This window comes from Poritiphilus flavus (genome assembly GCF_009901585.1).
GTDB classification, from domain to species: domain Bacteria; phylum Bacteroidota; class Bacteroidia; order Flavobacteriales; family Flavobacteriaceae; genus Poritiphilus; species Poritiphilus flavus.
Genome location: NZ_WXYO01000002.1, coordinates 592,016 through 603,688 on the forward strand (window position 1 = coordinate 592,016; position 11,673 = coordinate 603,688).

At 46.1% G+C, this 11,673-nt stretch carries 9 protein-coding genes; 6 read left to right on the top strand and 3 right to left on the bottom strand.

Annotated features, from left to right (window positions below):
• Positions 1 to 40 precede the first annotated feature (40 nt).
• From GTQ38_RS05925 to GTQ38_RS05945, 5 genes are read left to right on the top strand one after another with little or no spacing between them, the layout of a single operon-like run.
• The gene (locus GTQ38_RS05925; protein WP_161434552.1) at positions 41 to 1,870 is read left to right on the top strand and encodes a sodium:solute symporter family protein; all 1,830 of its coding nucleotides are present in this window, start codon (positions 41 to 43) and stop codon (positions 1,868 to 1,870) included.
• Positions 1,871 to 1,882: 12 nt separating this feature from the next.
• The gene (locus GTQ38_RS05930; protein ID WP_161434553.1) at positions 1,883 to 2,815 is read left to right on the top strand and encodes a DUF4434 domain-containing protein; all 933 of its coding nucleotides are present in this window, start codon (positions 1,883 to 1,885) and stop codon (positions 2,813 to 2,815) included.
• A gap of 19 nt (positions 2,816 to 2,834) precedes the next feature.
• Positions 2,835 to 3,992, top strand: coding sequence for an AGE family epimerase/isomerase (locus tag GTQ38_RS05935; protein ID WP_161434554.1), 1,158 nt, complete (start codon positions 2,835 to 2,837; stop codon positions 3,990 to 3,992).
• Between the two features lie 23 nt (positions 3,993 to 4,015).
• Entirely contained in the window at positions 4,016 to 5,110 is a 1,095-nt protein-coding gene (locus GTQ38_RS05940) for a glycoside hydrolase family 10 protein (RefSeq protein WP_161434555.1), read from the top strand.
• Between the two features lie 2 nt (positions 5,111 to 5,112).
• Positions 5,113 to 6,975, top strand: a complete 1,863-nt coding sequence (locus GTQ38_RS05945; RefSeq protein ID WP_161434556.1) for an FAD-dependent oxidoreductase — start codon at positions 5,113 to 5,115, stop codon at positions 6,973 to 6,975.
• A gap of 5 nt (positions 6,976 to 6,980) precedes the next feature.
• On the opposite strand, the gene GTQ38_RS05950 is transcribed toward GTQ38_RS05945, so the two are convergent.
• From GTQ38_RS05950 to GTQ38_RS05960, 3 genes are all read right to left on the bottom strand, one after another.
• On the bottom strand, positions 6,981 to 8,093 hold the full coding sequence (locus tag GTQ38_RS05950; RefSeq protein ID WP_161434557.1) for a ThuA domain-containing protein: 1,113 nt from the start codon (positions 8,091 to 8,093) through the stop codon (positions 6,981 to 6,983).
• 67 nt (positions 8,094 to 8,160) lie between these two features.
• Positions 8,161 to 9,000, bottom strand: coding sequence for a sugar phosphate isomerase/epimerase family protein (locus GTQ38_RS05955; protein ID WP_161434558.1), 840 nt, complete (start codon positions 8,998 to 9,000; stop codon positions 8,161 to 8,163).
• 61 nt (positions 9,001 to 9,061) lie between these two features.
• Positions 9,062 to 10,312, bottom strand: coding sequence for an MFS transporter (locus GTQ38_RS05960; protein WP_161434559.1), 1,251 nt, complete (start codon positions 10,310 to 10,312; stop codon positions 9,062 to 9,064).
• A 294-nt stretch (positions 10,313 to 10,606) separates the two neighbouring features.
• Here GTQ38_RS05960 and GTQ38_RS05965 point away from each other — a divergent pair, with 294 nt between their 5' ends.
• Positions 10,607 to 11,656 carry a sugar phosphate isomerase/epimerase family protein gene (locus tag GTQ38_RS05965; RefSeq protein WP_161434560.1) on the top strand — a complete coding sequence of 350 codons (1,050 nt, stop codon included), beginning with the start codon at positions 10,607 to 10,609 and terminating at the stop codon, positions 11,654 to 11,656.
• The last annotated feature ends 17 nt before the right edge of the window (positions 11,657 to 11,673 follow it).

The window sequence follows — 11,673 nt, forward strand, 5'->3', positions numbered from 1 at the left end:
AGTGCTTCCAAAAATGCAATTAACTATTTAGCCACCCGCCTTGTCATTATCAGTTTGGGATATTGGAATTGTAATCGCTTATGTGATAGGTATCCTGGCGCTGGGATTCTATTTATCCAAACGCTCTTCCAAGAACCTGGAGTCTTATTTTCTAGGGGGTAACAAACTACCGTGGTACTATCTGGGGCTTAGCAACGCCTCCGGAATGTTTGATATTTCCGGGACCATGTGGACCGTGGGCATACTGTTTGTATACGGTCTAAAAAGCGCCTGGCTACCCTGGCTATGGCCAGTCTGGAATCAGGTATTCGTATTCGTGTACCTGGCGATCTGGATGAGAAGGTCTAACGTAATGACCGGCGCAGAGTGGATTACCTTTCGTTTTGGAGACGGGAAAGGGGCAAAGCTCTCCCATATCATTGTGGTAATTTTTGCGGTGATCAGTGTACTTGGGTTCATAGCCTATTTCTTTGAAGGAATAGGCAAGTACTGCACCTCTATCCTTCCCTGGGACCTTGCTTTCGAGTTCCTGGGCTACAAGATCAGCTCCGAAAGAAGCTATGCCTTGATCATATGCGGACTTACTTCCCTATATACAGTAAAAGGAGGTATGCACTCCGTGGTAGCTACAGAGGTGATGCAATTTGTGATCATGACTATCGCCTGTGTTGGTGTGGGTATTGTTGGATATAATCTGGTGCAGGCCGGGCAGGTAGAAGCTGTAGTTCCCGAAGGCTGGAATGATCTTTGGTTTGGCTGGAACCTGGATCTGGATTGGAGCGGCACCCCTTTTCCACAGGTCAATGATAAAATCGCGAATGACGGATTTACACTTTTCGGAGCTCTCTTTATGCTCATGGTACTCAAAGGGATATTTGCCTCCATTGCAGGCCCCGTTCCCAGTTATGATATGCAGCGGATCCTTGCCACAAAAACACCGGCAGAGGCCGCAAAAATGAGCTTCCTGACCGTGACGGTATTGTTCATTCCCCGTTACTTCATGATCATCGGCTTTACCGTCTTGTCCCTGGTGTATCTGGGTCCGGAATTGACCGCCATGGGAGATGCTATTGATTTTGAAAAAGTACTGCCATTAGCTATAAACAACTTCCTTCCGGTAGGTCTAAAGGGATTGATGCTTGCCGGATTCCTGGCAGCTTTCATGGGTACCTTTGCGGCATTTGTGAACTCTGCGCCGGCCTATATCGTGAATGACATTTACAAAAAGTACATCAGGCCGGGGGCATCGGATAAGAGGCTTGTTCGACTGAGTATCCTTTCTTCCATTTTGCTTGTCATGGTAGGGATATTCTTCGGATTCAATGCCGGCTCCCTGAATACGCTTATACTTTGGTTGAGTTCTGCATTGTATGGCGGATATGTGGCAGCCAATGTCTTGAAATGGGTTTGGTGGCGCTTTACTGGACACGGTTATTTCTGGGGAATGCTTTTCGGGCTGATCGCTTCAACCACCAAGCTTTTCTTCTTTCCGGAATACGTGGATATTTTTGTTTTCCCTATCATCTTCCTCTTTGCTATGATCGGTTGTATTGTAGGGACTTATTTAAAGCCGTTGCCCAACCGGGAACAGGTAAAACAGTTTTACAAGCAGACCAGGCCCTGGGGATTCTGGGGACCTATTCGTGACGAGGTGATCAGGGAAGACCCTTCCTTTATGCCAAATAAGGACTTTAAAAGGGATTCTTTTAACATAGTAGTGGGGATAATATGGCAGTTAGCCCAGGTAGTAATTCCAATTTATTTCATGCTTAGGGAAAATACGGAAATGCTCATTTGGAGTGCGGTACTCATACTCACCAGCTATCTCTTAAAGAAGTATTGGTGGGATAAGCTTGAGAAAAACACCTAACTTAAGTTTGTAATGAAGATAAGCGGCACTTTTTTAGATGAAATAAGCCATGACATTCCCCATCAGAACTGGGGTGAAAAAGAATGGGACAATGACTTTGCCCATATGAAAGCCATGGGAATTGATACAGTAATTCTGATCAGGGCCGGATATCGCGACTACCTCACATATCCCTCCGCCTATCTGATAGATCAAAAGGGTTGTTTTAAACCACCTAAGGATCTGGTTCAACTTTTCCTGGATCTCTCCTCCAAACACGGAATGCGGTTTTATTTTGGCACTTATGATAGCGGGGTTTATTGGGATACAGGGGATATGCAGCAGGAGGTAGATATCAATCTTTTTTTAATTGAAGAGGCCTTTGGGAAATATGGACAACATCCCAGTTTTGCAGGATGGTACCTTAGCCTGGAATTGAGCAGGAAGACCAAAGGGGCTATAGAGGCCATAAGTGGCCTGGGGAAACACTGCAAACAGATTAGTGATGGATTACCAGTGCTGATCTCTCCCTGGATAGATGGCAAAAAAGCCGTAAACAGCAAGACTCATCTCCTGGAAAAAATGGAGGCGGTAAGCCTTCAACAACACGAGCAGGAATGGGATGAGATCTTTTCCGGGATTCGGGACCATATAGACGTGGTCGCTTTCCAGGATGGCCAGGTGGAGATAGGAGAATTGGAGGATTATTTGACACTAAACAAGGCCCTTGCTGATAAGCACGGACTAAAGTCCTGGACGAATTCAGAATCCTTCGACAGGGATATGCCTATCAAATTCCTGCCGATAAAATTTGAGAAATTGTTACTGAAACTGGAAGCGGCGAAACGGGCCGGATGTGAAAAAGCCATCACTTTTGAATTTTCCCATTTTATGAGTCCGCAGTCTGCTTATCCGCAGGCCGGGCATCTTTATAACCGCTATAAGGAACACTTCAATACATTGTGAACATTCCCTTAATGGTAATATGCAGGAGTACACGGACATATACAAAAAGGAGCTTTTAGAGCAGATCATCCCCTTTTGGGAAGCACACTCCCTGGATATGGACTACGGAGGTTATTTCAGTTGCTTAACTCCTGGAGGTGAAGTTTACGATACCGATAAATTCCTTTGGCTACAGGCAAGGCAGCTTTGGATGTTTGGCAAGCTCTACAAAGAGGTGGAATCCAGGAAATCCTGGAAAAAAATCGCCCTGAATGGGGCAGAATTCTTGTCAAAACATGGGCGGGATACTGAGGGGAATTGGTATTTTTCACTGGATCGAAAAGGGAATCCTCTGGTACAACCATATAATATTTTTTCCGATTGCTTTGCGGCTATGGCATTCGGGAAACTTTATGAGATAGAGCCCAGAGCGGAATTCGCTGAAATTGCCCGGAACACTTTCGACAATATTCTTAGCAGGAGACAAAATCCCAAGGGGATATACACTAAAGCATTTCCCGGGACCAGGCAGCTTAAAAACTTCGCTTTGCCAATGATCCTTTGCAATTTGACACTGGAATTGGAGCCGGTACTGGGTTCAGAAGACATTCTGGATTTTACGGATGAATTGGTGGAGATGATCATGAGCCAGTTTTTAGACGAAAAAAGTGGACTGGTTCTTGAAAATATAGGACCAAATGGGGAGTTTGTGAACAGTTTCGAAGGGAGATTGCTCAATCCCGGCCATGCTATAGAAGCCATGTGGTTTCTGATGAATATCGGTCTTAGAAAAAATGATCAGGACCTGATCGCGAAGGCCGAGGAGGTCATGTACCGGCAGTTAGAGCACGGCTGGGATGAAAAGTACGGAGGTCTGTTCTACTTCATGGATATTAAGGGGCATCCACCCCAGCAACTGGAATGGGACCAAAAACTTTGGTGGGTTCATATGGAAGCGCTGGTAGCCTTGGCTAAAGCCTATGCCTGTAATGGAAGTGCAAGGGCTGCCGAATGGTTTGAGAGGGTTCATACATATGCCTGGCAGCATTTCCGGGATATGGAAAATGGAGGAGAATGGTATGGTTATCTAAACCGACAGGGGCAGGTGTTACTCCATTTGAAAGGAGGTAAGTGGAAAGGCTGTTTTCATATCCCCAGAGGCATGCTAGAGATCTGGAAGACTTTGGAACAGCTTTAAATAACGCTTTGAATTGACCCAATATGGCTTTAAAAAAATGTGTGATCCTTGGTTTGGTATTGCTGATTACCGAGATGGGCCTGTCACAGGATTTAAGAGGGTTCTGGCTTACCGATGTTGCCAGTAAAGCCCTGGACTCCCCTGAAGGCATAAAGAAGGTTGTGGGCGATTGCAAAGCAGCAGGTTTTTCACAGATCTACGTGGTGGTTTGGAATAGGGGTTATACCCTCTATCCCAGTGAGCTGATGCAAAACACCTTTGGCAAAATGGTTAGCCCCAGGTTTAAAGACAGGGATATTCTAAAAGAACTTATAAACGAAGCCCATAAGGAACAAATTGAGGTACATGCCTGGTTTGAGTTCGGTTTTTCATCCTCTTACCAGGAAGAGGATGGAGGGCATATTATCCGCGCGAAACCGCACTGGGCCGCTTTAGATAATCAGGGTAATTTGGTTGAGAAAAATGGGTTTCAGTGGATGAATGCCTTTCTGCCAGAAGTACAGGACTTTCTTATCTCAATGATCCTGGAAGTTATACGGAATTACGAGGTGGATGGGATACAAGGGGATGATAGGCTTCCGGCAAACCCCTCAACTGCCGGTTACGACCCCCATACCTTAAAACTTTACAGAGCAGAGAACAACGGAGCGGATCCACCGCAAGACTATAAAGACCCTGATTGGGTGAACTGGAGGGCAAATAAGCTGAATGACTTTGCAAAGCGAATTTATACGGAAGTCAAAACCTCAGATCCCAAAATGATCGTCAGTATGGCGCCAAGTATTTTTCCCTGGAGTAAGGAGGAATATCTTCAGGATTGGCCCACCTGGTTAGAAAACGACTGGGTAGACTATGTAATACCCCAGGTTTATCGCTACAACCTCAAGGCCTATAAAAAGACTCTTGATGCTAATTTGGAATTTATTTCAGAGGAAGACCGTAGTCGTTTTATTCCCGGGATTCTCCTGAAGGTTGACCAATATGCTCCAAGTAGAAATTTCCTCAAAAAAATGATCAGAACAAACCGAAAAAGAGGGCTGCAGGATGAGGTTTTTTTCTTTTATGAAGGCCTGAAGGTGCACAAGGATTTTTTTAATAATTTGTACAAAAGACTTTAGCCATGCGGAAGACACGCCCACTCAGCCTGATCTCCTTAGTATTCTGTTTCTTTTTTTTGATTTCCTCATCTGCTTTGGCGCAGCAAGAAGTAGACGTCCTGATCATAGGAGGAGGAGCTGGTGGAACGGCCGCAGGCATACAGGCAGCGAGAATGGGTACCTCGGTATTGATACTTGAAGAAACTCCCTGGTTGGGCGGAATGCTCACTTCCGCAGGTGTATCTGCTATTGATGGGAATCATCTCATGCCCTCCGGGATCTGGGGCGAATTCAGACAGGCTTTGTACGACCATTACGGAGGTGCAAAAGCGGTGGCTACCGGCTGGGTAAGCCATACGCTTTTTGAGCCCTCCACAGGAAATCGAATTCTAAAGCAAATGGCGGATTTGCCCAATTTAAAGAAAGCCTATGGGGCCATCTATACCTCTATTCAACAAATTCCTGGAGGTTGGCAGGTGGAATGGGAACAGAATGGAGCACAAAATGCCACCAAAACCAAAATTCTTATAGATGGTACAGAAACTGGTGATTTGTTGCCATTGGTTGGTGCTGGTTTTCGACTCGGGATGGATTCCAAACAAGATACAGGAGAAGCGGAAGCCCCCGAAAGTGCAAACAACATCGTTCAGGACCTTACTTATGTGGCCATTTTGGAGGATGTTGTAACTGCCAGGGGCAGAAAAGGAAAGGTCAGAAAACCCAAGGGTTACGATGCCGCCGCTTTTGATTGTTGCTGTAAACGGGAAGGGGGCGAAATGTTCGGAGCGGTTTCGGATTGTGAACAGATGCTCAACTACGGAAAGCTGCCTAATGGGAAATACATGATCAACTGGCCGAATTGTGGCAATGATTATTATCTCAATTGGCCTGAACTAAGTAAAGAAGAACGCCTTGATCGACTGGAGGAAGCCAAAAGACACACCCTTGGTTTTGTTTATTATATCCAACAGGAACTCGGCTTTAAAAACCTGAGACTGGCCGATGAATTCCCAACTAAGGACAATATGCCTTTCATTGCTTACGATAGGGAAGCCAGGAGGATGAAAGGCAAAGTATTTTTGACAGCAGACCATTTGGAAAGCCCCTTCAACTTTAATTACTACAAAACGGGTATTGCAGTTGGCGACTACCCCATAGACCATCACCACGATAAAAACCCTGAGGCCCCTGAGATTGATTTTATCAATATAAAGGTCCCCAGTTATAATATCCCGATGGGTAGCCTTGTCCCTGAAACAACTCCGAATTTCCTGGTTGCTGAAAAGAACATAAGTGTATCCAACATTGTTAACGGTACTACCAGGCTGCAACCGGTTGTTTTAGGGATTGGCCAGGCGGCAGGAGCATTGGCAGCTACAGCTGTGTTAGAAGGCCAATCTCCCGAAGAGGTCTCTATTCGAAAAGTACAACAGTCCCTGCTCCAGGCAAAGGCCTATATCATGCCCTATATCGATACGGCACCAGATGATCCGGCATTTGAGGCCATGCAGCGCATAGGAGCTTCAGGAGTGCTGAAAGGGATCGGAATTCCATACTTATGGGCCAATCAGACCTGGTTTTATCCGGAGCGCATTGTTTCAGAATTTGAATGGCATCAGGGAATGTTGCCCTATGCTCCAAAGTTGAAAGGTTTGCCGGCATCAGGAAAAGGTATTACCGCGGAATTTATAGGTAAAGCCCTGACAAAGATGGGCATGGAATACAATAGTGAAACGCTAATGCGAATTTGGCAAGAATCCAACCTCAAAGGAGAATTCCATGAGCAACGAGAATTAAACAGGAGGGAGGTAAGTCTGATAACCGACCTTATCTGTAAGCCATTCGAATATGAGCTGGATTTTAATGGAGACCTGAAATCCCCATAGATCCTTTACTCAAAATCCGCGATCCTGGGTTGTTTATCCTGCCAGTATTCATCGGTTTGGAAAGAATAAGCAGTAGGTTTATAGTCGCCTACCAATCCTACGTCACCTGCTTCAGGAACAGTCATGTCCAATCCCCAGTACACCGCGTTGACCAGTAGTCTTCTGGTACCTTCATTAAGTAGGTCACTGGAAGAGCCTATGGTACTTGTGAATGCTTTTCCTTTCTGCCCTCCAGGCAGCTGATAGCTTTTGGTCCAGGCTATGGGCATCAGGGTTTCATTAACTTTTATCCCCTTATTGTTGACTTCCGCCAGCTCTGTGTCAGTCGGTTTCATTCCGAAAAAGATGTCTTCCTCATCAAATTCCCCGCTGCGGTTTATCACCTGTCCGAGAATTACTGGCTCGCTATCTCCGGGTAAAGGTAACCTTACTTCATAAACATCCGTAGAGCCCCAGATGTCTCCATCCTTTATGCCATTTGTAATGGGATGCGCCACTTCTTTATTTGCAATGACCCCACGCGTACTCTGATGCTTGTGATGGCCATGATGGGCCACCCAGTTCTCGCCCAATACCAACCTGCCAAATCCGTCCTTCCAGGCTTCTTTATCACCCTTGTAGTAGTTGCCATAATGATGGTAATTAGAAGGAATACTGTCTGCAAAATTAAATGCGTGTGTAGCCGTTCTGATAGCTACCAGGGGCTTTCCTGCCATCAGATAATCATCAATATGCTTCATTTGCTCGTCAGGTAAGGCCCTGAATCGGGTGAATATTAGCATCAGATCGGCTTGGTTCAGATGTTCCAACCCTGGAATGTTCCCGGTGTAGTTTGGATCTATGATCCCTGGTTTGCCAGGCTGCTGGGCGAAAAGTACGGTACAGCGGAACCCATGCCTCTGAGAGAGGATCTTTGCAAGTTGTGGCAGGGCCTCCTCCGAACGGTATTCTTCATCCCCGGAAACCAGCACAATATGTTTGGCCTCAGCTGTTTCGCCTTCATAGCTTAGCCATTCCTTCGGCTCTTGCTCAACAGCCTCCGCTGCTTTTGCGCTTTCTTTTTGCTCTTTACAAGACCATAACACGGCCAATACTAATACAAATCTTAAATATTTCACGATGGTGATTTCAAGTTAAATAAATTGCTTTGAAAACAGATAGAGTATCAACTCCTTCTGGTCGGGATCAAATTCCCATACCCTCTTTGATAAGTGCATACCCCTTTTTGTAAATCTCTTCGGACGGCGAATAATCCCTCCAGACATTGATGGCATTTGCGAATTCCGGAATAAGCGTACTAAAAGCCTCTATGGTAAGCCAGCCGTCATAACCTATCTCTTTTAAAGTAGCGAATACTTCCCGCCAATTCACCTGTCCGCTTCCCGGAGTTCCCCTGTCGTTTTCACTGATGTGTACATGCCTTAGGTAGGGAGCAATGGTCTTTAAGGCGATTGCCTGTCCCTTTTCTTCAATATTGCCGTGATGGGTGTCGTACATGGCGCCGAGGTTGGGATGGTCTACATTTTCCACCAGGGTTTTCAGATCTGCCATGGTATTGTACAGATAACATTCAAAACGATTCAGCGCTTCTGGTGTCAGGACTATATCGGCCTGGGCTGCGTATTCCGCGGCCTTTTGAAGTTGTTCTATGCTCCTGCTGCGTTCTTCCGAGGTTGGCGGTTGCCTGGTAAAGTAGGCAAAACTGGAATGAAATGGGCCGCACATTACATCTGCATTCAATGCCGCTCCTCTGTCAATAGACCACTTAAGCCTATCCAGTCCCGCGCTGCGGTGTTTAGGATCAGGACTGGCTATATTTTCTTCAGGTCCCAGGGAGGCCACACAGCTTACCCCCATTCCGATGTTCGAGAAATGATTGCCCAAGTTGGAATAATGGCTCAGGTCTCCTTCTCCGAGAAACAGTTCAATTCCGTCGTATCCGGTTTGTTTTAGGTCGTCTATAATGTTGAAATGCTGCTCTGTAACGTGATTCGTCCAGAGCAGCATGTTCATCCCAATTTTCATGAAATACTAAATTTATCCTTTTGCACTTGCCTGAGATCAGGTAGCTGCCAAAGATGTCCGACTAAGTAGCCGGAGCGGCAACTGGCTGATCTGCTTTTCGTTTACGGATCCAGAACCAAAGAATGGTAAAGAGAATGATCAGTATTCCTGGGAATAAGGTCATTTTTTCCAGGGTAGCCTGTCCGGCAACCAACTCCAGTTCATCCCCGGTAAGGCCTGAAGAAGCAACAGTTTCCCTGTCACTGTCTATCCACTTCCCGATGATTGGCTGGAAGATAGAATTCGCGAACATACCAACAGCTCCTATGATGGACATTCCAAGAGCCCCGCTTTTCGGAATTTTATCCGCAATAAATCCGATCATATTCGGCCAGAAATAGGCGATTCCCAATGCGAATACAATAGCGGCAACATAGGCCATCGCCCCGGTTTGGGTACTAAAGAGGAATACCCCAATAGTGGCCAGCACTGCAGAACCTAAAAGTACACCGGTTTGGTCGAAACGGTGTACAGCTTCCCCTCCAAAGTACCGGGCCACTGCCATGATACCGGTTACAAGTGCCAGTATGATCATTGGAGAAGCCCCGCTTTTAGACAGAATAAGACCTACCCACTGTTGTGGCCCGAATTCTGAGATCGCCGTCAGCGACATACATATCATCATAAAAATGAACAAGGGAGAGATCATGGCTTTCAGATTCCCTACAATAGAGGCAGCTTCCGCGACTTTTGCCTTTGGCCAGCTTTGTCCGAAAAATAAATAGGCGTAAATAAGTGTAGGGATCATGATTACCCAGATCTGGGTTTCCCAACCCAGACCTGCATCGGTCATAAACTTGGAAACCAGACTTCCTATAACGATCCCTCCCGGGAACCACATATGAAAGCGGTTCATCATCTTACTCATCATATTACCTTCGTAAGCATCTGCGATCATTGGATTACAGGCAGCTTCAGTACATCCGTTACCCAATCCGATGAGCAGGGTGGAAATCATGAGTCCTATATAACTTCCGGAATAGATCGTCATGATTATTCCGATGGCATGGGCGAAAAATGCAAATTGCATAATTGCCTTTCCACCTACCTTGTGGTAGATCAGCCCTCCGATCACCATCGAGATAGGAAAACCTAAAAACCACATGGAATTGATATAACCTAATTGCTCTGCGGTTAGGTTTAGTTCCTCCCCTAATTGAGGTAGGATACCTGCACGGATACTGAAGGATAAAGCGGTGGTGATCAGGGCAAAACAGCTTCCGTAAAAAAGCCTTTTGGCGTTGATCCCCGCCATATTTGTCGCGTTTTCCATAAGTCAATAAAATTTAAGAATAGTTAGTTGACCTGTTTGATTGTTTGTTGTTGGTCATTTGAACACATAAGTTTACTGTGTTTTTTGCTAAAATCATAATTAATTTGCAATTGTCTTGCCTGATCCAACAAAAAAGCTGAAAATTTTTATAAGCCTATTAATTTTTGCTAAACCTGATTTTTAGTTATTTTAGAATTTCAGACGACGAACCCTATTTTCCGGTGAAAAATCCTATCAGATAATATCCCTTAAGGCGGGTATTTCGATCACCGGAATGGAACTAATACGATGAACATGCAAAAAAACAACTACCCGAAACTGCACAATGCCTCCTGGCCTGGTGTAGTTGGGAAAGGACCTGATTCCGAACCCCCAATCCCTCTGGACACCATGATCGAGTTAACCGCTAATGCTGAAGTGGACGGCGTAAAGTTTGACGGTTTTGATCTTTTTCTCTTCGATCCGCATATGGATATCGATTCTTCCAAAGACGATATAAAGAGAATGGCTGAAAAGGCCCAATCCAAAAACCTGGAGATCGGCAGTCTTGTGGCACCGGTATGGACCCCCACCGGAGGAGGGTCAGCCATGGGATCCAAAGAAGACAGGGACAGATTTGTTACTCAGGTACGAAAATCCTGCGTGATCGCACAGGAACTCAGGGCGTTGGGCGTACGGCCCAATGGAGTGGTCCGGATCGACTCTTCAGTGGACCCTGCCAGTTGGGCTGAGGATCCGGTAGGCAATACAAAACTCATAGCCCAGACATTTCGCGAAGCTTGTGATATTGCGGCGGATTACGGCGAATCCCTGGCCGCCGAAGGGGAGATATGCTGGGGAGGAATGCACGGCTGGAAATCGATGATAAATACCCTTGAAGCCGTGGACCGGCCCAATATAGGGTTCCAGGCAGATATGGCACATACCTTATTATATTTACTCGGCTACAACAAACCGGATGAGCGCATCCTGCCAGCGGATTTCGATTGGGATGACCGGGAAACACTTACTGCAGGACTTAAAACCCTTACCGCTGCGCTCAGGCCCTGGACCATAGACTTTCATGTGGCCCAAAACGACGGAACGGTCTTCGGAGCTGGATCACATGATAAGACCGGTAGGCATTGCCAGGCCACTGATCCCAATGGAAAGTTGAACATCCCTGTGGATGCCGGGCACTGGTTACGGGATGAAGACGGAACCCTGACCAAAAGATTCCGTCATATTTGCTGGGATGGTTGTATGTTCCCCAACGAGGTGATGATGCAACCCAAGACCTGGAACGATATCCTGGCCGCTATGATACAGGTAAGGGATATGCATGGCTGGTACGAAGCAGAATGATCCAATGATTCCTAAAC